This is a genomic window from Enterobacter hormaechei subsp. xiangfangensis (assembly GCF_001729785.1).
Classification (GTDB): Bacteria; Pseudomonadota; Gammaproteobacteria; order Enterobacterales; family Enterobacteriaceae; genus Enterobacter; species Enterobacter hormaechei_C.
Map to the genome: position 1 here is coordinate 2,321,260 of NZ_CP017183.1, position 21,597 is coordinate 2,342,856.

The window sequence follows — 21,597 nt, forward strand, 5'->3', positions numbered from 1 at the left end:
GATGCAGTATACCCGGCTCGGTAAAAGTGACTTACTGGTCTCCCGCATCTGTATGGGATGTATGGGATTTGGCGACCCGTTAACGGGCCAGCATCGCTGGACGCTGGACGAAACAGCAAGCCGGGACATCATCCGCTACGGTCTCGAAAAGGGTATCAATTTTTACGATACCGCCATCGCCTATCAGAACGGCTCCAGCGAGCGATACGTTGGCCGGGCGCTGCGGGAGATGGCAAAACGCGAGGATGTGGTGCTGGCCACCAAGTTTCTGCCGCGAACCGCCGCGCAAATTGCCGCGGGGATCGGCGGAAAAGAGGCAATAGCCCGATCGCTCGACCAGAGCCTGCAAAATCTGGGGATGGACTACATCGACCTCTACATCTACCACATCTGGGATTACAACACGCCCGTTATTGAGGTGCTTGAAGCGCTTCATGCCGCCGTTACTGCGGGCAAAGTGCGCGCTATTGGTATTTCCAATTGCTATGCCTGGCAGTTTGCGAAAGCGAACGCCCTTGCCGAACGCGAAGGGCTGACGCCCTTTGTTTCCGTGCAAAGCCACTACAACCTGATTATGCGTGAAGATGAACGAGAGCTCTTCGGTCTGTGCGCTGAAGATGATATCGCCATGACCCCCTATAGCGCGCTGGCCAGCGGTCGTCTCTCCCGGAAAGAAGGCCACACGCGGCGAGCCACGGAGGATGATTATGCGCGCGGGAAATATGACAGCACGGCTGAACAGGATCGGCTCATTATTGAGCGTGTCGCCGAACTTGCTGAACGACATCAGGTGTCCATGACGGAAATCTCACTCGCCTGGCTGCTGACAAAAGTCACGTCACCTGTCGTAGGGGCCACAAAAAAAGATCACGTCGATGGCGCGGTAAACGCCGTAAATCTTCAACTGAGCCCGGAGGAAATCCGGTTTCTGGAAGAAACCTACCAGCCGCACGTTCTGACGGGGATCATGGCGCAAAACACGCCGCAAACGAAAGACGCCAGGCAGGTCTGGACGCGGTAGCCCTTATTCACTTTCATGAAAGCTTATGAGGAGGAAGGATGATTTTTAAAACAGTGGTAGCCACTCTTTTCACCCTCTCCGGGCTCGCGTCAGCCCTGGCAGCAACGCCTGCTTATTACATCGCAGAGTTTCAGGCGACCGATCTTGACGCTATCAAACCGTACAGCGCTCAGGTTGAATCTACCTTCAGACCTTTTGGTGGACGCTTCATCGTCAGAGGAGGTGAACCCGATGTTAAAGAAGGGTTTGGAGCACAGGGCAGACTGGTTGTAATCAAGTTTGAGAGTCTCAAAAATGCCCAGGACTGGTATAGCTCGGCCGCATACCAGAAGATCATTCCTATCCGACACCGTGCCGGCAATTCGCGAACCTATATCGTAGAAGGATTGCCAGAACTGGCTCCTGTTACACCATAGCGTTTTACAGTCCTGTTAAGACAAAAGAGGTTTATGATGGTGTTACTTCAGCGCAGAGCAGCAGCATTGTTTTTGTTTGCCTTTATCTTCCTCATGCCCGCTAGTCATGCTCATAGCCGTGAAAAGACCGACATTAAAACGCTCGTTATCGTCTCTCACCCTTATCCGGAACGCTCAGTTCTGACAAAAGGGCTGCAGGAAGCCGCTGAGAGTCTGGAAGGCGTGACGGTTCGCAACCTTGAGACGCTGTATGGCTATGACACACGTCGGATTAATGGCGACGCGGAGCGAAAAATGATGCGTGAGCACAGGCGTGTTGTTTTTATCTTCCCGACACACTGGTTCAACATTACACCAATGATGAAGGCCTGGCTGAATGAAACCTGGGGAAGTGTCGGACCCGGTCTTTGGCAGGGAAAGGAGATGTTTATTGTCAGTACGGCTGCGGGAGGAAGCTCCACTTACGGGACGGACGGCAGGATCGGGGTATCGCTTGCGGATGTGTTTTTACCGATGAAGGCAAGCGCCCTGCACGCAGGTATGACGTGGCTTCCTCCCCTGGTCTTTGAGAGCGCCAGCAGCGATCGGTTACCTTCTTACCAACACCAACTTATAGAACGTCTTAAACAGCCATTTCAGTAAAAAGATCATCGTGAAAAAGACTCTTATGCTTTTAATTTGCATGCTGATAAGCAGCCCTGTCTTTGCAACAAAACTGGACGCGCCGGATAAGCGAGTGATGAATATCTTTGAGCTCGGCGTCAGGCCCGATCGGGACAAAGATTTTGCAGACGTAGCCAGACAGACGATTTCCGCTTCGGTTGATCATGAAGCAGGTACGCTGGCGATGTACGCCCTGCACCGCAGCGACAATCCACGTCAGGCATTCATGGTCGAACTCTATGAAAACGAGAATGCTTACCGCAAACATCTGAATGCCGAACCATACAAGGCATTCGCTGACCGGGCACCTGACATTATCGATCAGAAAAATAAAATCACTCTGGAGCCCCAATTTCTGGGGGACAAACACATCATACCGGATGAGCGAACCATTAATAATCTGGTGATCGTCGAGGTAAAGCCTGAATTTCAGACCGAATTTAAAAACATCGTCCTGCCCGAAATGGCGGAATCGCTCAAAGTAGAGAAAGGCGTATTAGCGATGTATGCCGCTACAGACTCACAGACTCCGAACCGCTGGTATTTCTATGAGATTTACGCCAGTGAGGAAGCGTATCAACTGCACCGACAAACGCCACATTTCCGTGACTATCTCAGGCAAACGGCGCATATGAGCGCCAGTAAGAACGCTATCCCGGTAAAACCGGTATTTCTTCGTAACAAAAGCGGAATCAAACAGGATCCGCACCGTTGACCAGTGAGGATTAACATGAAAAGCGTAATTGCAGCGGCGGCCATGTCGCTTGTTATTTCTGATTTTGCTACTGCTGAGGAAACAAGAGGTAAAGCGATGATGAAAATTGAACCTTCAACAATTTCGGAAGCTGATATTCGTTCCGTCTCACCGGCTCTTGCGCGCTTTGGTCGAGAAGCGATTACTGAAGATCTGTGGACACGCGATGCCCTCTCGCCCAGGGATCGTAGTATGGTGACCGTCGCCATGCTAATTGCCAGAAACCAGCCTGGCGACCTTAAGCACTATATGGACATTGCCCTTGATAATGGCGTTACGCCAGCGGAGTTGTCAGAAATCATTACCCATCTGGCGTTCTACTCAGGTTGGCCAAATGCCATGTCAGCCGTCAGCGTGACCAAAGCAGTATTTGAAACTCGTGGCGTCACGGCAGATGCACTTCCTGACGCTTCTCCGGACCTGCTTCCTCTCAATCAGCAAGCAGAAAAGCAGCGTTCAGAGACAGTGGAAAAAAATGTTGGCCCAATATCTCCAGGCCTGGTTAAATTTACTGCTGACCCCCTGTTCCTGGATCTCTGGCAAAGACCCGCGCTGAAACCCCGCGACAGAAGCCTGATTACGGTCAGCGCGTTAATCGCATCCGGACAGAGTGCGCAGATTGGCTATCACCTCAACAGAGCGATGGATAATGGCCTTTCTGCTGAGGAAGCTGGGGAGATCGTTACCCAGGCCGCCTTCTATGCTGGCTGGCCAAACGCATTTACCGCTGCTCCGGTTGTGGGAGAGGTGCTAAACAATCGATCATCGAGTAAAAGGTAACATTACTGAACAATAAAACCTGACGCACATCACAAAATTAGAACGAACAGTTCATGAACCAACAGACGTGACATCGAGTGATTTATGGACAGCGTTTAACACAGTTATGAACCAAAACTGAGTTCATAACTGTGAGTTTGAATCGCCATTTGATTAATATCCATTTAAAACAGTTTGTTATACTGTTTCTGGTGCTGTCGTAAATTATGTATATTCCTCAAACCCAGAATAGTTAAATGAGGTATTATGAATCCTATCACTCATCAGATAAGCCCATCGCATACCACCCTTTCCTTTGCCTCTACTGAGGAAGCCGGAGAAACAGTGTCCGTTCCTGAGTCTGCGATGCTTTAAAACCATGGTGGATATAAAACGCTTTGGCTTCCTCAGTGAGTGCATGAACCATGATCGCCCGCACCCCAATATTCTCAGCTACCCGATAACAGCGTAAAACCGCATCGTGGAGTAAATCGGCTCCCAGCCCGTTTCCGCGTAACGAGACATCAACAGCCAGACGGGCAAGTATAATCACGGGAATGGGATCCGGCATGTTACGCCGCAGATTACCTGTCGCTTGCGTATGGTTAACGCTGCCGGTAGCCAGTGAGTAAAATCCCGCGACCTGCTTCGTGCCCGTTTTACAAATGACAAACGTTCGGGCTGCGCCGAGCGCCTGGTTTTTCAGACCTCTTTGTTTTAGCCATTCGTCAAGCACGGCCTCTCCGCTGACGAACTCCGCCAGTTGATGGACGCTGGATAAGGGCTCTGGCGCTGTTACACGTCCCACTGCGGTTTCCTTGCCAGCAGTTTTTCTATGGCAGGATCGTCCGCGACCGGGGCATCGAGCATGTCAATGAACTCTGCGTACTGTTCATCGTTAAAATTGAATACACGTCGATCGAGGATCACATTCTCGGCTGCCTGACAGGCCATCTCCAGAATGAAGTCTGTACGTGATTTATGGAGGATCTCTGCGGCGGCATCGATAAGCGCCCGCTGGGATTCTTTGGCTCTGAGATTGAGTTGAACATCTGATTTCATGGGTATACCTCTTGTATAGCAATTGCTTTACAAGCATAACATAAGCGGCGTGTATAGCAATCGCTATACAGCGCTCTTTATCATGTCTGACCTCTCCACACCGCATATCGCAAGAATTTGCTCTCTCAACCAGCGGTGACCAGGATCGCGTTCCATTCTTGGGTGCCACATCTGTGAAACCGTAATACGACGGCTTTTGAACGGCAGCTCGAAAACGTGTAACTGCTCCGTTACCTGCTGATTGAGTAAATAGAGCGCGGGTATCATGGCAATAAGATCTGATGCCAGCGCCACGGACAGCGCCGTCGGAAATCCCGGAACGACGCTGGCGATTTTACGTTTTGTCCCCAGTTCGGCCAGCGCATCGTCAACGGAACCGTGCAACGCGCCCTCAGGTGACGCTACCACATGGCCCCAGGCGACATAATCCTTCACCCCTATTTCTGCCTGATTAGCCAGCGGATGCCCCTTACGCACGACGCCCACAAACCGATCCTCAAACAGTCGTTGCAGCCGTATTTCAGGCCCCATATTGCTCTGGACGCCAATCTCCAGATCAACCAGCCCTTCCCGAAGATAGCGCGACGTTTTTTCCGGCTTCGGCGCGAAGCGTATACAGACGTCCGGCGCGGCGTCGGCCACAGCCGCTATAAGCGCAGGCCCAAACGCCACCACAAAACCATCGTTTGCCCTGATGGTAAAAAGACGCGCCAGACTTCGCGCGCTGAACGTTTCAGTAGAGGGCTGCAATACCGCCCTGGCCTCGTGCACTGCACGCCTGGCGCGATCCCGGGTCGCTTCGGCCCACGGGGTTAGTACCATGTTACGCCCGGCGCGCACCAGGATCGGGTCGCCTGTAACGTCGCGTAACCTGCTTAATGTCCGGCTCATGGCCGAGGTGCTGAGGTTCAGACGGCGTGCCGCACCTGCGACACTCGCTTCGCTCAGCAATATGTCGAGTGCAATCAGTAAATTAAAATCTGGATCGGTCATAGCGCTCATTCCTGTACATTCAGATAAGGCGTTTCATGCAACGATAAAGTGCAAATGGTGCGCCTTCCGCCCTGTAAAAGCCATCTTTATAGTTTTGTCATCCATACACTCTTCTCAGAGGACAACCTGATGACGCTCTTTTCCAGTCAACCCGGCGACGAAGGACTGCCTGGCCCGGCGCGCGCACGGGTGATGGCCGCAATTATGACCACCACCTTAATGGGCGTGTTTGACGGCACCATGATCAACATTGCCCTGCCCTCCATGGCTCAGGAGATGCAGGTACCTGCCAGTATTGCCGTCTGGTTCGCCAACGGGTATCTGCTGGCGGCCGCGATGTCGCTGGCGATATTCGCGGCGCTTGCGGCCCGCCTGGGTTATCGCCCCGTTTTTCTGGCAGGTCTGACAACCTTTACCCTGACATCGCTGGGTTGCGCGCTGGCGAAGACGCCCGAAGTGCTCATCGGTATGCGCGTGCTTCAGGGGATCGGCGGCGCGGCGACGCTGAGTATTGCCCCCGCAATCCTGCGATCCGTATTTCCCGGGCGATTACTTGGCCGCATTCTGGGGTTACACGCTCTGCTCATCGCCTCCAGCTCCGCTATCGGGCCGGTATTGGGTGGGACGATCCTTCACACCCTGAGCTGGCAATGGCTGTTTGCGATAAACGTGGTTCCCGGCACCCTCGCCTTACTGCTGGCGGTCAAAGCGCTGCCGCGGGATGCGGTTCGAAAGCAAGCGCCCTTCGACACCCCGGGCGCCATATTGTCGGCGCTGCTGCTGGGGTCGACGATCATGGCGGCGAACAGCCTCCAGGAGGCTACTTATCACCCCGGCAGTCTTTGCTGGACGGTGCTCGCTGCGCTGAGCGGCATGGCGTTTATCTGGCAGATCCGCCGCACGGATAACCCCTTACTGCCGCCGACGATGTTTAAAAATGAACGTTTTACCCTCGCGGCCTTCACGTCAATGATTGCTTTTGTCAGCCAGGGGATCACTTTTATTGCATTGCCTTTCCTGTTTCAGAGCGAATACGGCTACAGTCCGGTGTTGTCTGCCCTGCTGTTTACGCCGTGGCCGCTAGGGATCGTACTGATTGCGCCGCATGCAGGCCGGTGGGCGGACACGATTTCAGCCCCGGCGATATCCACCCTGGGGCTGGTGATTTTTGTCGTGGGTTTGATCCTTCTTGCGACATTACCCGCCCGCCCTACAATGTGGGATATCTGCCTGCGGAATCTGGTATGCGGCATGGGGTTTGGCTGCTTTCAGAGTCCCAATAACCGGGAAATGCTCTCCAACGTTATTCGTGAGCATGCGAGCTATGCATCCGGTGTTTTATCCATTATGCGCACGTTCGGGCAGTGTCTGGGCGCCGCCGCCGTGGCCGTTCTGCTGGCCGCAGATGAAAGGTCAATTCATGTTGCACTGTGGGTCGCCGCCGCGGCTTCTGCGGTAGCGGTCGTCGTCAGCGCGAGTCGGTTGCGTAAAATCACTCATCCTGCGGAAACAGGATGAGCACGAAAATATAACTAAGCGCTACTCCAGCGCCAGCAGCGCAAAACTCGCCAGCCAGTGCCCGCCGCTGTAGTGGCTGCCGACAACATGCTCCACGCTTGCCGAAAGATGGCGCGCAACGGCATCGTGTAATGGCTTCCGGGCGTGATGATTTTCCGGCAGAGCACGGACAATGTGCTTCATACACCAGGCGCGGCTGAGGTTAAGCCCGTCCAGGTGCGCGATTTTCGGGTCGGTGCGGTCGCTCACCTCTGCCGGGTTCATCAGCGCAGAAACGGCGCCCACTTCAGGCAGAAACGCATCGAACCAGGCCGGGAAATCCTCCACCACCTTACTCATCAGCAGGGCCTCGGTCAGCGCTCCGGAGATATACTCGTCGCCACCCGGCTCATAATGCGCAGGATATTGCGTGTCCGCGAGGTAAAACCGCGTTGCCGCGTCCAGGATGGCGCGCTCAAGCGTGTCATCGTTCACCGCCCGGGCATAATCCAGCCCCAGCGCGAGCGCAAACGCCGTGTTGTAGTGCGTCCCGACGCGGATCGGATAGGTAAGCTTGCTGAGGTAATCCACCAGCCGCTGGCGAATATCCCGCGTTAACGGTTGCAGCGTCTGGTACCAACGCTCCGCCTGCGGCAGTGACGATTGCTTCAGCTCCTGCGCCAGCGCCAGCAGCCAGCCGTAGCCATAAGGCCGCTCAAACGACGCGCGGAACGGCGCGGTAAAATAGGCCACCTCCTTCGCCACCTTCTCGTCGGTCAGGTGTTCTTCGAACAGAGTGATGATCTCTTCCCGGCACGGCAGTTCGGGCCAGAGACGCAGGCAGCGCAGCAGCAGCCAGTAGCCGTGCACCGCAGAGTGCCAGTCAAAACAGCCGTAAAAGATCGGGTGCAGCTCGCGAGGCGGCAGAACGTCGCCGTCATCGTTGAGCAGATGCATAATGTGGTTCGGGTATTCCTGACGTAAATAGGTCAACGGCATTCTGGCGAAGGCGTCAGCCTGATGTTGCGTTAATTCCATTGCAGCTCCTTAGCGAAACACGAGGAAATACATTAAGAACACGTTTACCACCAGCAGGGTTAACGCGGTCGGGATCTGGATCTTGATAACCTGATATTTGTCTTTTAGCTCCAGTAGCGCGGCGGGCACAATGTTGAAGTTGGCGGCCATCGGCGTCATCAGCGTGCCGCAATAGCCAGCGTACATACCGATAGCCAGCAGCGGCGCCGGGTTACCGTGATGGACATTAATCAGGAATGGCAGAGCGATACCGGCGCTTAACACCGGGAAGGCTGCGAAGGCGTTACCCATGATCATGGTAAACAGCGCCATCCCCACGCAATAAATGACCACCAGCATGAAGCGGCTGTCCGGGTTCACAAACAGGCTGACCACCTTTTGTACCGATTCGCCGGTATTCGCCACCACAAACACCCCGCCGAGCATGGCGAGCATCTGCGGCAGGATCACCGCCCAGCCAATGGTATCGACCAGCCGACGCGACTGACGAACCGCATGCAGCGGCGTACCTTTTGTCAGCCACCAGCCGGTGAGGATAGCTGCCACACAGGCCACGCACAGCGCCGCTAGCGTAAGCTGTTTCTGGTCGAGCAGATAAACGCCGCCAATCGACACGCCTTTCAGAAATAGCGTCCCGATGACCGTTACCACGGGGATCATCAGTGCCGGTAAAAACAGCGAGTTTTTCAGCCGGTTCGACGAGGCAACACGCTCCTCCTCGGTGGACATTTTATAATGCCCCTTCCCGACCAGCCCGAAACCGGCCAGCAGCGCAATCACAATAACGGCGCCGCCAATAATGCGATACGCCAGGGACTTACCCAGCTCCTGCACCATCAGATCGCCAAACAGGAAGATCCCGCCAAACAGAAACCAGAACAGCGCCGTGGTATAGCGTTTCGGGTTAGCGCGATCGCGAAGGGTCATCACAACCAGCAGCATCACGACGAAGCCGATCAGGTAGTACACGCGGTTAATGGTGATGAGGGTCATCATGGTGCGATCTCCTGCGTACCCTGCTCTGCTTTCCAGGCCATCACGTCGCGACGAATGCTGGCATCGAGGCGTAGCAGACGCGTCATATGGATGATCAGTGCCGCAATGGCGGTCGGAATGGCCCACAGGCCGATATGCAGCGGTTCGATCCCCTCGATCCCGTTCTCTTTCAGGAACGCATCAATCAGCAGTACCGCGCCAAAGGCGATAAAAATATCTTCCCCAAAGAAAACCGCGATATTGTCACACGCGGCGGCATGGGCTTTGATTTTGTCGCGGATAGTCTGCGGCAGTTCCCCGTATTCATTCAGAGCTGCCCCTTCCGCCATCGGCGCCAGCAGCGGACGCACCGTTTGCGCGTGGCCGCCAAGCGACATCAGGCCCAGCGCAGCCGTTCCTTCGCGGGCAACAAAGTAGAGCATCAGGATACGCGCCGAGGTGGCGCTGGCGATCTTCGCGACCCAGGCCTGGGCGCGTTCTTTCAGCCCGTAATACTCCAATAGGCCAATCACCGGCAGGATCAGAATGAAGGTGGCAAGCGATCGGCTATTCACGAACTTTTCGCCAAAGGTTTCCAGCAGCATACCGAAATCCATGCCAACCAGCAGGCCCGTCGCAAGCCCCGCCACCACGACAACCAGCAGCGGGTTGAAACGCAGTGCAAAACCAATAACCACCACCGGAATCCCGATAAGTGGCAACAGTGTAGAACTGTCCATAAACGTTACCCTATCCAAAGTGAGCGTTGCGCGCCGACGGCTATTTTTTATACTTCGCAGCAGAGCGAAGCCGGTGCATTACGGCGCGCGATGTTGTGTTTTGCGTGAGGCTCCACAGAACCTGCACTAAAAAGCTATATCTGAACGTCAAAAACATGTAAACAATTTATCAATAAAATGTTCTTATTTTATCGACGGGTTTACATTTCGGGGGAAGGATCGTTATGACAGTAAAGAAAAAGACGACAGCGTTAAACCACGACGATATTGCGGACGGGCGAATCGTCTCCTCCCGTCATCTCGTCTCAGAGCGGTGTGCTGAATTATCAGAGCTGGAATATGCGCTGATCATGACCAGCAATGCGTTTAACAAATGGATGGTGCGCTGCATGACCGCAGCGGGTGAACCGGATATGGGGGCCTTTGATGTTTCGCTTCTGCACCACGTGAATCACCGCAACCGTAAGAAAAAGCTGGCTGACATCTGCTTTGTGCTGAACGTGGAAGATACCCACGTGGTGACGTATGCGCTGAAAAAGCTGGTCAAGGCGGGCTACGTCACCAGCGAGAAAGCGGGAAAAGAGCTTTTTTTCTCCACTACGGAGGAGGGAAAAGCGCTGTGCATGAAGTACCGGGAGGTGCGGGAGGCCTGCCTGATCAACATTCATGCGGAAAGCGGTATTCCGGGCGCGTCGATTGGCGAGACCGCGCAGTTACTCCGCGCGATCTCCTCCCTGTATGATACCGCCGCACGCGCGGCGGCCTCGCTTTAAGGACGGCGGAACAGGGTGATACTCCGCCCGGCCAGCTCGTAATCGACAGATTCAGTGATGATTTCCCCCGTGGGGGCATCCTCCGACGTCGAGAGTTCGAGCACCCAACCCCCTTCGCCAAACTGCGGGATCTGGAATGGCACCGTACCTTCAAACGGGTTAAACAGCATCAGCACGTCTTGCCAGACGCCCTCTTCCTGCTCAAGATCAGGACGGCTGATGGCAAGACCAAGGGTGGAACCCTCGTCCCACTGTTCCGACTGCTGCGGTCCGCCACCGGCGTTAAACCAGCGGATCTCCAGCCCGTCGCGCCAGTTCTCACGTCGCAGCAGCGGCTGCGTCGCGCGCAGGGCAATCAACCGACGGGTAAAGTCGCGCAGCTTCTCGTCGTTTTCAGTGAGTCCTTCCCAGTTTACCCAGGAGATCTCGCTGTCCTGACAATAGCCGTTATTATTGCCCTTTTGCGTCCGGCCAAACTCATCGCCTGCCAGCAGCATCGGCGTGCCGTGCGAGAAGAAGAGCGTGGTGAGGAAGTTGCGCTTTTGCCGCTCGCGGGTGGCAATGATATCCGGGTTTTCCGTCGGCCCCTCTTCGCCGTAGTTATACGACCGGTTATCGTTATGTCCGTCGTTATTATCTTCCCCGTTATCGGCGTTATGTTTCTCGTTGTACGATACCAGGTCGTTCAGCGTGAAGCCGTCATGCGCGGTGATAAAATTGACGCTGGCCCACGGACGACGCCCGCGCAGATCGTACAAATCACCGGACCCTAACAGACGGGCGGCAAAATCGTTAGAAACGTTATCCCCCTTCCAGTATTCACGTACCGTATCGCGGTATTTGTCGTTCCACTCACCCCAGCCAGGTGGGAAGCCCCCCACCTGATACCCGCCGGGGCCGATATCCCACGGCTCACCGATGAGCTTCAGCTTCGACAGAACCGGATCCTGGGTCACGGCATCAAAGAAGCCGCCGCGCGGATCGAACCCCTCCGGCTCACGTCCGAGAATGGTCCCGAGGTCAAAGCGGAAACCGTCAATCTGCATCGACTCCGCCCAGTAGCGCAGGGAGTCCATGACCATCTGCAACACGCGCGGGTGCGAAGTATTAACGGTGTTCCCGGTGCCGGTGTCGTTGATGTAATATCGGTGCTGATCCGGCATGGTGCGGTAATAACAGAAGTTATCAATCCCCTTAAACGACAGGGTTGGTCCCAGCTCGTTGCCCTCCGCCGTGTGGTTATAGACCACGTCGAGGATCACCTCGATGCCCGCGTCATGATAGGCACGCACCATGTCGCGGAAACCCTGGATGCCCGCCGGGCCGTAATAGCGGGACGCTGGCGCAAAGAAACCGAGCGAGTTATAGCCCCAGAAGTTTTTCAGGCCGCGATCGAGCAGGTGCTGATCGTCAGGGAACCAGTGAACCGGTAGCAGCTCGACCGAGGTAATGCCGAGGCTTTTGATGTATTCCACCGAGGCTTTATGCCCCATCCCCTCAAACGTACCGCGCAGTTCAGGCGGAATAGCCGGGTTAAGCTGGGTAAAGCCTTTTACGTGGCTTTCATAGACCACGGTATGCGGCCACGGGATATCGGGCCGGCGTGAGTCCTGCCAGTCAACGGCATTGGGGTCGATGACCTTACATTTGGGCGTAAATGGCGCGCTGTCTCGCGTATCAAAACTGAGATCCAGCTCATCGTGTCCCAGCTCATAGCCGAAGTGGGCATCGTTCCACTCAATGTCACCCACCAGTTCACGGGCATAGGGGTCAATAAGCAGCTTATTGGGGTTAAAACGGTGACCGTTCTCCGGATCGTAGGGGCCATACACACGGTAGCCATACAGCGCCCCCGGTTTCAGATCCGGCACATAGCCGTGCCAGACCTCATGGGTATATTCCGGCAGTTCCAGGCGGGCGATTTCTGTTTTTCCCGAAGGATCAAACAGACACAGCTCCACCCGCTCCGCGTGGGCGGAAAACAGGGCGAAGTTTACCCCTTTCCCGTCATAATTTGCGCCCAACTGCTGGCCATGACCGGCCCGAATTTCAAACGTTGTATCCTTTGGCATTTTTGTTCTCCTCGATTAGTCGCAGGTAAGCAGAACCAACAAACATCCCTTTTCAGACGTTAAATCCAGCGTCTCTGGCAGAAGGCGACGCTCACCGGTAAACAGATCCCGGTAGTGCTTCCCGGCCAGCTCCTGGGGTATGGCCACGATAGTGTTGGCCCACAGCATCGCATTGTCGGTGACGTCAAACACCAGACGCGGCACGGCGACGATCAGCGCCTCGTCATCTTTTATGCGGGCATAAACGATCAGATTCTCCTCCCGCTCACCGGTTACCTTCAGCGGCAGCCAGTCGCCGTAGCGGAAAAGTGCGGGGTAATGTGGCCGAAGCCGTAACAGCGTGGCGGTAACGTACTGCTTCACGCTGCCGTCTCGCCAGCGTTGCGCATCGTTAAAAACGGTGCCATCCGCTACGCTGAGGTTTTCCGCCAGTGCGGCGAAATCCGGTTCGCGGCGGTTATCCGGGTCGACGAGGCTGAAGTTAAGCCCCTCGCTGCCCTGGTAGATGTCTGGTACGCCAGGCGCAGTCAGCTTGATCACCGTCTGGCTCAGGCTGTTCATTAACCCAGCCCGAATAAACGGCTGGAGTGCGGCACTGAAATCACGCAGGAACAGGGTGTTATCCGGGGAAAGCAGATGGCGCACGTAGTCCAGGACCACGCTCTCGTAACCTTCGTTGCTTTCGATCCAGTCGGTACGCTGCTTGGCCTCGCGCAGGGCTTTCTCGATAAAGCCGAGGAAACGCTCTTCCAGTGACTTAAGGCCATCACGATCCTCAGGCGACAGGGTTGCTGGCCAGACGCCCGCCAGCGCCTGGAAGATCATCCAGGTGTCGGCGGCGTTCGGCGCGGTGCCATCGTTTAGGAATCGGACCTGCGTCTGGTTCATCTGCCGCCAGCGCGCCAGATTTTCTCCCCACAGATCTGGCGCTTCCGTCAGCGTGTATAGTCGCGCCCGCGCATCCTCGCCGCGTTTGGTGTCGTGGGTGGAAGTTCCCAGCAGCGCATCGGGCTGGCGGGCAAGACGAATGCGCATTTCCTGATGAAAACGGGAAAGTGAAAACGCGCGCGGCGTCGGGTCGGCGCCGACTTCGTTCAGGGCCAGCTCCAGGTTATGGCGGAAGAACAGCGTATCCTCTACCGATTTTGCCATCAGCGGCCCGGTCAGTTGCTGAAAACGGGTGCGGAAAAGCGAGGCCAGCGCGTGGTCATGCTCCGGCAGATCGCCGGTAAGAATACGCACGATCAGGCTCAGAGCGGGTTCAGAGGCGTTGACGCTGGCGACCACACGGCTGAGCAGCGCCACATCCGGTGGCGTCAGTCCCTCAGCGGTGCCGTAGGTGCGATACACCGGAAACGCGATAAGCAGCTCACGCAGGGCATGGCGGATATCATCATGCTCCACTTCGGCGCCGTTATGCCCGGCCAGCTCGCTGGCTATTTTGAGCAACGTGGTAAATTCACCCTCAAAATTACGATCGGTCATCAGCCCTTTGGCGTTGCGAAGTTCCGCCTGCCTGTCCACGGTCGTACCCAGCGTCTCGTCGTAGAGCATCTCCAGCCGCGAGAGGTTGGTATCATCCACCAGCACTTCCGCCAGGGAGGCGATAAACTCATAACCCGTAGTACCTGAGATGGGCCACTCCGGAGGAAGCTGTTCCCCTTTGGCGAGGATTTTTTCCACCGTGATGTAGCAATCCGGTCCGGTAGCCGCACGCAGTCGCTGCAAATAGCCCAGCGGATCGGCAAGCCCGTCCACATGGTCAATGCGCAGGCCGTCGACAACCCCGGCGTGGACAAGCTCAAGGATCAGGTGGTGCGTATCTGCGAATACCGCCTCATCCTCTACCCGCACGCCGACCAGCCCGGTGATTTCAAAAAAGCGACGCCATGAAAGCTGTTTCGGCGCTTCACGCCAGGACATCAGCCGCCAGCTTTGCGCCTCGTTGATCTCAGCGATGCTCTTGCCTTCGGCATACGTGCCGGGATTAAGCGGATAGGCGGTATCATAGTAAACCAGCGCTGCGCTGTTGGTGACACTGTCACGTTTTAAGGTGATAGCCCCCCGCTCCAGCTCGGCTTCAAAGGTGTCGCCAAGAAACGGCAACGTCAGCGGTCGGGACCAGTCGATATCAAAATACGCCGCATAGCGGCTCTGCCTGCCATGTTCGATAACATCGCGCCACCAGCGGTTTTCCAGCGAGGTCGACATATGGTTAGGAACGATATCCAGAATCAGCCCCATCCCCGCCTGTTTCAGCGCCGCCGCCATGCGGTCAAACCCTTCCCGCCCGCCAATCGCCGGGTCAATTTCGTTGGGGTCGGTCACGTCATAGCCGTGGGTGGAATCCGTGGTTGCGGTGAAAACAGGCGACGCGTAAAGATGGCTGATACCGAGGTCTTTCATATACGGAATCAGGTCTGCCACGCGGTCAAAGGTCATGCCGTTGCGAAACTGAATTCGGTAAGTAGAGGAAGGGATCATAGCGCTGCTTCTCCATCAGCAAAGCGAACAACAATGCTGTTCGACGGCAGGTTTTCGACTGCCTCCGGCCAGCTAAAGATCGTTTTTCCGGGCAGGTCCGGTAAGGCGAGCGGCTTTTTGCCGATATTCAGCGCCAGCGACAACGTGCCGGACGGAAAACGCCAGCTCACGGCAACCATGCCGAGCGCCGTTTGCAGGACGTTACCCTCCACGGTGCCCCGCTGTTTCAGTAACGGGACGATAAAGCGCTGACGCAGCACAATCAGCTCGCGCGTGACGTGCAGCCACGCCCTGCCTTCCTCCGTGTCTGCCTTGTTCCAGTCAAGCTTCGACCGCATAAAGGTATTTACGTCATTGGGGTCCGGTACGGTTTCATCGTGCCCGGCATGGCCGGTAAACTCTTTCGCGCGCCCTTCCCGCACCGCTTTCGCCAGGTCGCCGTGGAAGTCGGTGAAAAAGAGGAACGGATGCGTTTCGCCATACTCCTCGCCCATAAACAGCAGCGGAATATGGGGCGACAGGAGCAGCGCCGCGAACAGCACGCGCGTTTTATCCTCCCCAGCCAGAGAGATAAGCCTCTCCCCCTGGGCACGGTTGCCGACCTGGTCATGATTCTGAATAAAATCGACAAAAAACTGTGGTGGTTGCTCGCGACACTCTACCCCGCGCGATTTTCCGGTCTGAAGCGAGATTTCCCCCTGGTAGACAAAGCCTTCTGCCAGCGCCCGCGCCAGTTTTTTCTCCGGCTCAAAGGCAAAATCCTGATAGTAGGCGTGTGATTCTCCCGTCGCGAAGACATGCGCGGCGTTGTGAAAATCATCATTCCATTCGGCGGTGAAAAGCGGCGTCTGACCATGCTCATCACGCGGATGCAGGAAAATCACGTTGCGACTGTCTTCGGTGGTCAGATGGATATGCCGATCCGGAAAGGCGTCGCGGATCCGTTGCGCTATCTCGGGAAGAATATGGGTCTCAGCGTCGTCATGGATCTGGTCGATGGCGTCGAAGCGCAGACCATCAAGATGATACTCCGAGAGCCAGAATAACGGCGCCTCAGCGATGTATTGCCGGACAGCTTCAACCTCATAGGCAATACCGTTGCCCCACGGGGTCATACGATCCTGATGGAAAAACGCCGGCGAGAGCAACGGCAGGTAGTTCCCTTCCGGGCCAAAGTGGTTGAGTACGATATCCAGCACCACAGAAAGCCCGAGCGCGTGGGCGGCATCAATGAAGGCATGAAAATCATCCGGTGTACCATAAGCCGAGTGCGGGGCATACAGCAGTACACCGTCATACCCCCATCCGCGCGCGCCCCCGAACTGGGACACGGGCATCACTTCCAGTTGCGTAATACCCAGTTCGGCCAGATAAGGCAGTTTGTCTATGGCCGCCCTGAAGGTTCCTTCCCCGGTGAAGGTGCCGATATGCAGCTCGTAGATCACCGTCACTTCCCACGGTCGTCCTTGCCATTCGCGCTGAGCGGGCAGGCTGCGACGCGGGTCGATCACCACCGACGGGCCATTGACGTCAGCCTGCTGCGCGCGCGAGGCCGGGTCCGGCACCGCCATTCCATCCTGTAAAACAAACTGATACGTCGTACCGTGCCTGACGCCGGACACGTCAATCTGAAACCAGCCGTCGCCCACCGCCGCCATGGGAATGTCGGTATCGGTTAAACGCAACGTGAGATCTTTTTGCCCTTCTGCCCAGACGCGAAAACGTACAACGTCATCGGAAATAAACTCAGCACCCCAGTGCCTGCGACATGTTCTGAATTCCATTCATTGTCCTCGAATGACCACATTTTACGCGGAACGAAATACAAGCTTAGACCAGGATCTACAGAGTGTTATGCCAGCAGAGTATGCCGCTTCGTCTATTATCTATTTATAACTCCCACTTAAGGAATACTATGCATATTCGAAAAGGATTAAGCACCGACCTCGCCCGTCTTGAATGCTGTGATTTTTCTTTTACGGTCGATGAGATTGCCAGAGAGCCTTTTCTCAATGGTGATTTGCATATCGAGGCGCTGACCGAACCTTATCTTAAAACCTATGAACTGGATCTCCAGACGCTGGAAAATCATTGTGTTAATCCGGATTCAATATTTCTTATCGCCGAAACGGATGACGGTGAAATCGCCGGTTTTATTACCGCGTCCTGCAACTGGAATAAATTTATATCGGTGGATTACATTGCCGTGGAGCGTTCAAAGCGTCGTACGGGCGCGGCGCACAAGCTGATGTCCGCCACCCACGTCTGGGCGCGAAGCCTCAATGCGCCCGGTTTACGGCTGGAGACGCAGAACGTTAATGTTTCTGCCTGTCTTTTTTATCGTCACTATGGGTTTATTCTCGGCGGTTACGATCGCTACCTTTACAACGCCCTGCCGGAAAAAGATGAGGTCGCCCTTTTCTGGTATTACATGCTGGCTTGAGAAAATATTTTATATCCGCTACCGGAAGATAGATTTGTCTGAATTTGTCAATTTTGCCCGCTTACGTTTAATTAACGACTAATCTTGGAATTCACTATTAAGGAGGCCGGTATGTCTACAGGAAATAATCACACGCTGCATTACCCTCGTCCACCGTTTGCTGAACAACCGCAAAGGGCCCCCGGGCTGGCATCGGAAATGAAGCCAATACCGGATCATGGTGAAACAAGTTATATCGGGTCAGGAAAACTGGCAGGAAAAAAAGCGCTGATTACCGGCGGTGATTCCGGAATTGGTCGCGCGGTAGCGATCGCCTATGCCCGTGAAGGCGCAGATGTCGCTATTGGCTATCTGCCGGAAGAGGAGTCCGATGCGGCATCGGTCATTGCGCTGATTCAGGCTGAAGGCCGTAAAGCGGTCGCCATTCCGGGCGACATTCGCGTGGAGTCGTTCTGCGACACGCTGGTGGAAAAAGCCGTTGCCGAACTGGGCGGCCTGGATATCCTGGTGAATAACGCCGGACGCCAGCAGTACTGCGAATCGATCGACGATCTCACCACGGCAGATTTTGACGCGACGTTTAAGACCAACGTCTATGCCCCCTTCTGGATCACCAAAGCTGCGCTGCGCCATTTGCAGGAAGGCGCCGTGATCATTAACACCACTTCCGTTCAGGCGTTTAAACCGAGCGCGATCCTGGTGGACTATGCGCAGACCAAAGCCTGTAACGTAGCCTTTACCAAGTCTCTGGCCCAGCAGCTTGGGCCGCGTGGCATTCGGGTGAATGCCGTCGCGCCAGGTCCATACTGGACGCCTCTTCAGTCCAGCGGCGGCCAGCCGCAGTCCAAAGTTCAGAAGTTCGGGGAAGATACGCCCCTGGGCAGACCGGGCCAGCCGGTTGAAATCGCACCGCTGTATGTACTGTTTGCCTCCGATACCTGCTCATACGCCTCCGGGCAAGTGTGGTGCTCTGACGGCGGTACCGGCGTGCTGTAAAGCATCCTCTCAGACCTATCCATTCCATGGATAGGTCACATTCACTTCCCGGCGGTTCTCAAAAATCGCAGTTGAACTATGATGAACTTACTATTGAGGAGCCCATCATGTTTACTGTGAAAAAACTTGCGATATCAACCCTGTTGACCGGTTCGGTTTTATTCTTTCCCGCTATCCACGCGGTGGCCAGCGTTCCGCAGCATGTGGTGAAACAGCAGGCTGGCGGCTACAGCGTTCAGGTTGGCGATACGATTGTCACCGCCTTTACGGACGGGAGCGTGCCGCAGGATCTGCACGCCTTACTGCGCCGGACGACGGCGGAAAATACCGATGCGTTACTGGCTAAAAACTTCCAGGCCAATCCGGTGGAAGCGTCGATTAACGCGTTCTATATCGCCATCCCCGGCCACAAAATTCTGGTGGATACCGGTTCCGGTCAGCTGTTTGGCCCCGGCAAAGGCGGGCGGCTGATTGAGAGCCTGGCGACCCAGGGCATCAAACCCGAAGATATTACCGATATTCTGATCACCCATGCGCACTCCGATCACGCTGGCGGCCTGGTTAAAGACGGTCAGCGCGTGTTTACCCGCGCGCAGGTGTATGTCGGCAAACCGGATATCGATTTCTTCTTTAACGACGAGAACCAGAAAAAGTCTGGCTATGACCAGAACTACTTCGACGTCGCGCACAAGACCTTAAAGCCCTATCTGGATGCCGGAAAAGTGACGACCTTCTCCGGCACGGAACAGCTTCTGCCGGGCATCAGCGGTACGGTTCACCCGGGTCACACTCCAGGCTCCGCGTTCTACACGCTGGAGAGCAAAGGTGAAAAAATGACTTTTGTCGGCGACATCATTCACGTTGCCGCGGTTCAGTTCCCACAGCCCAACGTGACGATTGCTTACGATGAGGATCAGGACGGCGCCGCCCGGGTGCGCAACGCTGCTTTCGCTGAGTTTGTGAAAAATAAAGCGCTGATTGCGGCGCCACATCTGCCTTTCCCCGGGATCGGCTATGTGACGAAAGGTGAGCGGGACGGCTACGCGTGGGTTCCGGTGACCTATACCAACCGTGACGCAAAATAAGATGTCCCCCTCCGATATAGATATGGACCTGATCCTGACGCTGGATGCGTTACTCAGGGACCAGAATATCACCCATGCCGCCGCGCGGCTGGGCATCAGCCAGCCGGCGATGTCTGCCCGCCTTGCGCGCCTGCGCGTGTTGTTTGGTGAGCCGCTGTTTGTCCCTTCCCCACACGGACGTGGGGTGTTACCGACGCCGCGCGCCGAGGGGTTAAGGCCGCAGGTCGCGACGGTTTTGCAGGGTATATCGGCGATGCTTGAACCCACCACGTTTAACGCGCAGAACAGCAACCGCACCTTTGTGATTGCCCTGCACGAGAACCCGGCGCTGATGCTGGGGGCAGAGTTGCAGAATCAGATTAGCAGTGCGGCACCAGGTATCCGCCTGCGTTTTGCGCTCCCGGAAACCCAACTGCTGCCAGCGCAGATGGAAAATGGCGATGTGGATATTTATGTCGGCGTTAACGCGGTGGCGCACGATTCATGGGTCAGACGCAAGCTGTTTGACGATGAATATGCCACAGCCCAGCGAAAAGGCCATCCGCGCAGTACGGGTCCGATGGATCTGGATAGCTATTGTAGCCTTTCCCACCTGGTGGTTTCATCCGAGGGCGACCCGTTCGCGGGCTTTGTCGATCAGCATCTGGCGGGGCTTGGCCACCAGCGTAACGTAGTGATGTCGACGCAAAGCTATGCGATGGCGCCTGCGATTGTTGCCGGTACCGATTTGCTCTGCACCTTACCCAGACGCATGTTGCTACGGTTTACGCAAACGCTTGATATTTTTCCGCCGCCGCTGGATCTCCCACCGATCGTCATCGGTATGTACTGGCACCCGAAAAACAGCCAGGATCCGGCTAACCGCTGGCTGCGAGAACAGCTTCTTCAGGCCGCCGGACGTCAGGTATGATCGAGGATACTCATCAATTTTTTCAGCACCTCAGAGCGAATAATCCGGTGGCAAACCAGCGTCAGCTCGCTCTCCCGGAGTCGGTCAAGAATATCCACAAAGACGACGTTTTGTACGCATATCGCCTTCGCTGAAGCCGGCAGCATGGCGATGCCAAACCCTGCCGAGACGAGGCTTATCACCGTGGGGACATCGGTGGCATTTTGCACAACGTCAGGCTGTATGCCCGCGCTGTGGCAGGCATCATAGAAATATTGCTCCAGCCCCATCCCCTCCGGGTCGCGCAGGGCGATCCACTTCTCCTCTTTCACCGACGCAAGCGTCAGCGCGGCGGAGCCCGCCAGGCTGTGTTGACGAGGTAAGGCCAGCACGGCTTTTTCCGTTGTGAAAGGACGGCTTTGCAGATCGTCAGGCAGCAGCGGTAACGGGGCACGAATAATGGCCACATCCAGCTGGTTGCTTTGCACGCCGGTATAAAGGCTTTGCACATTTCCCGTCATCATGGAAAGGCTGATGGCGGGCCATTTCTCATGTAAAAGCCGCAGCGCGGCGGGCAGCTTACTGTCGAATATCGCACTTGAAACACATCCGAGATTCAGCACGCCCTGTTCTCCTCTGGCCGTCTGTCTGGCATCCAGAATCGCCTGATCGGTCATTAAAATCGCGACTCTGGCTTTACTGAGAAACGCCTCACCGGCTGGCGTCAGCGTCAGGCGACGATTCGCCCGGCTAAGGAGCATTACCCCCAGACGATCTTCAAGCGTTTTTATCTGCTGACTCAGCGCGGGCTGCGCCATGTTAAGGCGCTCCGCCGCTCGATGCATGTGAAGCTCTTCCGCCACCACGATAAAATTGCGCATCAGTCGAAACTGCATACCATGCCTTTATTATTGATAATAAAATTCATATTAAAATA

At 55.6% G+C, this 21,597-nt stretch carries 21 protein-coding genes; 11 read left to right on the forward strand and 10 right to left on the reverse strand.

Features of this window, described 5'->3' with window-relative positions:
* The first annotated feature begins 1 nt into the window (after position 1).
* The 5 genes from BFV63_RS11130 to BFV63_RS11150 are packed head-to-tail and all read left to right on the forward strand — an operon-like array spanning position 2 to position 3,634.
* Complete coding sequence (locus BFV63_RS11130; protein WP_048240779.1) at positions 2-1,021, forward strand: aldo/keto reductase; 1,020 nt, start codon at positions 2-4, stop codon at positions 1,019-1,021.
* 38 nt (positions 1,022-1,059) lie between these two features.
* Positions 1,060-1,437, forward strand: a complete 378-nt coding sequence (locus BFV63_RS11135; RefSeq protein ID WP_023292403.1) for a DUF1330 domain-containing protein — start codon at positions 1,060-1,062, stop codon at positions 1,435-1,437.
* Between the two features lie 36 nt (positions 1,438-1,473).
* Positions 1,474-2,079, forward strand: coding sequence for an NAD(P)H-dependent oxidoreductase (locus tag BFV63_RS11140; RefSeq protein ID WP_071957458.1), 606 nt, complete (start codon positions 1,474-1,476; stop codon positions 2,077-2,079).
* 40 nt (positions 2,080-2,119) lie between these two features.
* A complete protein-coding gene (locus BFV63_RS11145) occupies positions 2,120-2,815 on the forward strand; it encodes a putative quinol monooxygenase (RefSeq protein WP_045346199.1) in 696 nt (231 codons plus the stop codon).
* A 15-nt stretch (positions 2,816-2,830) separates the two neighbouring features.
* Positions 2,831-3,634: a carboxymuconolactone decarboxylase family protein gene (locus BFV63_RS11150; RefSeq protein WP_048240777.1), complete on the forward strand. Its 804-nt coding sequence runs from the start codon at positions 2,831-2,833 to the stop codon at positions 3,632-3,634.
* A 301-nt stretch (positions 3,635-3,935) separates the two neighbouring features.
* Here the strand turns inward: BFV63_RS11150 and BFV63_RS11155 are convergent, their stop codons facing one another.
* The 3 genes from BFV63_RS11155 to BFV63_RS11165 all read right to left on the reverse strand — a co-directional run bounded on the left by BFV63_RS11155 (position 3,936) and on the right by BFV63_RS11165 (position 5,668).
* Positions 3,936-4,421 (reverse strand): GNAT family N-acetyltransferase, encoded by a 486-nt coding sequence (locus tag BFV63_RS11155; RefSeq protein ID WP_032609220.1) that lies wholly within the window; start codon positions 4,419-4,421, stop codon positions 3,936-3,938.
* Positions 4,409-4,675 (reverse strand): type II toxin-antitoxin system TacA family antitoxin, encoded by a 267-nt coding sequence (locus BFV63_RS11160; protein WP_003857131.1) that lies wholly within the window; start codon positions 4,673-4,675, stop codon positions 4,409-4,411. Before BFV63_RS11160 ends, BFV63_RS11155 begins: the two co-directional genes overlap by 13 nt.
* 63 nt (positions 4,676-4,738) lie before the next feature.
* Positions 4,739-5,668: a LysR family transcriptional regulator gene (locus BFV63_RS11165; RefSeq protein ID WP_045349966.1), complete on the reverse strand. Its 930-nt coding sequence runs from the start codon at positions 5,666-5,668 to the stop codon at positions 4,739-4,741.
* Between the two features lie 129 nt (positions 5,669-5,797).
* On the opposite strand from BFV63_RS11165, the gene BFV63_RS11170 reads away from it, so the two are divergent.
* Positions 5,798-7,186, forward strand: a complete 1,389-nt coding sequence (locus BFV63_RS11170; RefSeq protein ID WP_048240775.1) for an MFS transporter — start codon at positions 5,798-5,800, stop codon at positions 7,184-7,186.
* A gap of 21 nt (positions 7,187-7,207) precedes the next feature.
* Here the strand turns inward: BFV63_RS11170 and BFV63_RS11175 are convergent, their stop codons facing one another.
* From BFV63_RS11175 to BFV63_RS11185, 3 genes are read right to left on the reverse strand one after another with little or no spacing between them, the layout of a single operon-like run.
* Positions 7,208-8,203 carry a DUF2891 domain-containing protein gene (locus BFV63_RS11175; RefSeq protein WP_048240773.1) on the reverse strand — a complete coding sequence of 332 codons (996 nt, stop codon included), beginning with the start codon at positions 8,201-8,203 and terminating at the stop codon, positions 7,208-7,210.
* A 9-nt stretch (positions 8,204-8,212) separates the two neighbouring features.
* A complete protein-coding gene (locus tag BFV63_RS11180; protein ID WP_022651202.1) occupies positions 8,213-9,199 on the reverse strand; it encodes a DUF979 domain-containing protein in 987 nt (328 codons plus the stop codon).
* Positions 9,196-9,918, reverse strand: coding sequence for a DUF969 domain-containing protein (locus tag BFV63_RS11185; RefSeq protein WP_003857121.1), 723 nt, complete (start codon positions 9,916-9,918; stop codon positions 9,196-9,198). Before BFV63_RS11185 ends, BFV63_RS11180 begins: the two co-directional genes overlap by 4 nt.
* Positions 9,919-10,142: 224 nt before the next feature.
* On the opposite strand from BFV63_RS11185, the gene BFV63_RS11190 reads away from it, so the two are divergent.
* On the forward strand, positions 10,143-10,691 hold the full coding sequence (locus BFV63_RS11190) for a winged helix DNA-binding protein (protein ID WP_003857118.1): 549 nt from the start codon (positions 10,143-10,145) through the stop codon (positions 10,689-10,691).
* On the opposite strand, the gene glgX is transcribed toward BFV63_RS11190, so the two are convergent.
* The 3 genes from glgX to treZ are packed head-to-tail and all read right to left on the reverse strand — an operon-like array spanning position 10,688 to position 17,031.
* Positions 10,688-12,763 (reverse strand): glycogen debranching protein GlgX, encoded by a 2,076-nt coding sequence (gene glgX, locus BFV63_RS11195; RefSeq protein ID WP_003857116.1) that lies wholly within the window; start codon positions 12,761-12,763, stop codon positions 10,688-10,690. The two genes, BFV63_RS11190 and glgX, sit on opposite strands and share 4 nt — an antisense overlap.
* Positions 12,764-12,778: 15 nt before the next feature.
* On the reverse strand, positions 12,779-15,247 hold the full coding sequence (gene treY / locus BFV63_RS11200) for a malto-oligosyltrehalose synthase (RefSeq protein ID WP_069597534.1): 2,469 nt from the start codon (positions 15,245-15,247) through the stop codon (positions 12,779-12,781).
* Positions 15,244-17,031, reverse strand: a complete 1,788-nt coding sequence (treZ, locus tag BFV63_RS11205) for a malto-oligosyltrehalose trehalohydrolase (protein WP_048240769.1) — start codon at positions 17,029-17,031, stop codon at positions 15,244-15,246. The genes treY and treZ overlap by 4 nt, the downstream gene beginning before the upstream one ends.
* A gap of 131 nt (positions 17,032-17,162) precedes the next feature.
* On the opposite strand from treZ, the gene BFV63_RS11210 reads away from it, so the two are divergent.
* The 4 genes from BFV63_RS11210 (at position 17,163) to BFV63_RS11225 (ending at position 20,681) form a co-directional block, all read left to right on the forward strand.
* Positions 17,163-17,690, forward strand: coding sequence for a GNAT family N-acetyltransferase (locus tag BFV63_RS11210; RefSeq protein ID WP_003857109.1), 528 nt, complete (start codon positions 17,163-17,165; stop codon positions 17,688-17,690).
* Between the two features lie 111 nt (positions 17,691-17,801).
* Complete coding sequence (locus tag BFV63_RS11215) at positions 17,802-18,686, forward strand: SDR family oxidoreductase (RefSeq protein ID WP_022651207.1); 885 nt, start codon at positions 17,802-17,804, stop codon at positions 18,684-18,686.
* A 107-nt stretch (positions 18,687-18,793) separates the two neighbouring features.
* On the forward strand, positions 18,794-19,771 hold the full coding sequence (locus tag BFV63_RS11220; RefSeq protein ID WP_022651208.1) for an MBL fold metallo-hydrolase: 978 nt from the start codon (positions 18,794-18,796) through the stop codon (positions 19,769-19,771).
* Position 19,772: 1 nt separating this feature from the next.
* Entirely contained in the window at positions 19,773-20,681 is a 909-nt protein-coding gene (locus tag BFV63_RS11225) for a LysR family transcriptional regulator (protein WP_048240767.1), read from the forward strand.
* Here the strand turns inward: BFV63_RS11225 and BFV63_RS11230 are convergent.
* Positions 20,672-21,556 (reverse strand): LysR substrate-binding domain-containing protein, encoded by an 885-nt coding sequence (locus tag BFV63_RS11230; protein ID WP_048240766.1) that lies wholly within the window; start codon positions 21,554-21,556, stop codon positions 20,672-20,674. The genes BFV63_RS11225 and BFV63_RS11230 overlap by 10 nt on opposite strands.
* Positions 21,557-21,597 lie beyond the last annotated feature (41 nt).

What these genes read in the sequence shown, in the direction of transcription:
- BFV63_RS11180 (WP_022651202.1), bottom strand. Translation starts at nt 9,199, where the DNA reads ATGATGACCCTCATCACCATTAACCGCGTGTACTACCTGATCGGCTTC.
- BFV63_RS11185 (WP_003857121.1), bottom strand. Translation starts at nt 9,918, where the DNA reads ATGGACAGTTCTACACTGTTGCCACTTATCGGGATTCCGGTGGTGGTT.
- BFV63_RS11210 (WP_003857109.1), top strand. Translation starts at nt 17,163, where the DNA reads ATGCATATTCGAAAAGGATTAAGCACCGACCTCGCCCGTCTTGAATGC.
- BFV63_RS11140 (WP_071957458.1), top strand. Translation starts at nt 1,474, where the DNA reads ATGGTGTTACTTCAGCGCAGAGCAGCAGCATTGTTTTTGTTTGCCTTT.
- BFV63_RS11170 (WP_048240775.1), top strand. Translation starts at nt 5,798, where the DNA reads ATGACGCTCTTTTCCAGTCAACCCGGCGACGAAGGACTGCCTGGCCCG.
- BFV63_RS11230 (WP_048240766.1), bottom strand. Translation starts at nt 21,556, where the DNA reads ATGCAGTTTCGACTGATGCGCAATTTTATCGTGGTGGCGGAAGAGCTT.
- BFV63_RS11165 (WP_045349966.1), bottom strand. Translation starts at nt 5,668, where the DNA reads ATGACCGATCCAGATTTTAATTTACTGATTGCACTCGACATATTGCTG.
- BFV63_RS11220 (WP_022651208.1), top strand. Translation starts at nt 18,794, where the DNA reads ATGTTTACTGTGAAAAAACTTGCGATATCAACCCTGTTGACCGGTTCG.
- BFV63_RS11150 (WP_048240777.1), top strand. Translation starts at nt 2,831, where the DNA reads ATGAAAAGCGTAATTGCAGCGGCGGCCATGTCGCTTGTTATTTCTGAT.
- BFV63_RS11225 (WP_048240767.1), top strand. Translation starts at nt 19,773, where the DNA reads ATGTCCCCCTCCGATATAGATATGGACCTGATCCTGACGCTGGATGCG.
- treZ (WP_048240769.1), bottom strand. Translation starts at nt 17,031, where the DNA reads ATGGAATTCAGAACATGTCGCAGGCACTGGGGTGCTGAGTTTATTTCC.
- BFV63_RS11175 (WP_048240773.1), bottom strand. Translation starts at nt 8,203, where the DNA reads ATGGAATTAACGCAACATCAGGCTGACGCCTTCGCCAGAATGCCGTTG.
- BFV63_RS11215 (WP_022651207.1), top strand. Translation starts at nt 17,802, where the DNA reads ATGTCTACAGGAAATAATCACACGCTGCATTACCCTCGTCCACCGTTT.
- glgX (WP_003857116.1), bottom strand. Translation starts at nt 12,763, where the DNA reads ATGCCAAAGGATACAACGTTTGAAATTCGGGCCGGTCATGGCCAGCAG.
- BFV63_RS11135 (WP_023292403.1), top strand. Translation starts at nt 1,060, where the DNA reads ATGATTTTTAAAACAGTGGTAGCCACTCTTTTCACCCTCTCCGGGCTC.
- BFV63_RS11130 (WP_048240779.1), top strand. Translation starts at nt 2, where the DNA reads ATGCAGTATACCCGGCTCGGTAAAAGTGACTTACTGGTCTCCCGCATC.
- BFV63_RS11190 (WP_003857118.1), top strand. Translation starts at nt 10,143, where the DNA reads ATGACAGTAAAGAAAAAGACGACAGCGTTAAACCACGACGATATTGCG.
- BFV63_RS11145 (WP_045346199.1), top strand. Translation starts at nt 2,120, where the DNA reads ATGCTGATAAGCAGCCCTGTCTTTGCAACAAAACTGGACGCGCCGGAT.
- treY (WP_069597534.1), bottom strand. Translation starts at nt 15,247, where the DNA reads ATGATCCCTTCCTCTACTTACCGAATTCAGTTTCGCAACGGCATGACC.
- BFV63_RS11160 (WP_003857131.1), bottom strand. Translation starts at nt 4,675, where the DNA reads ATGAAATCAGATGTTCAACTCAATCTCAGAGCCAAAGAATCCCAGCGG.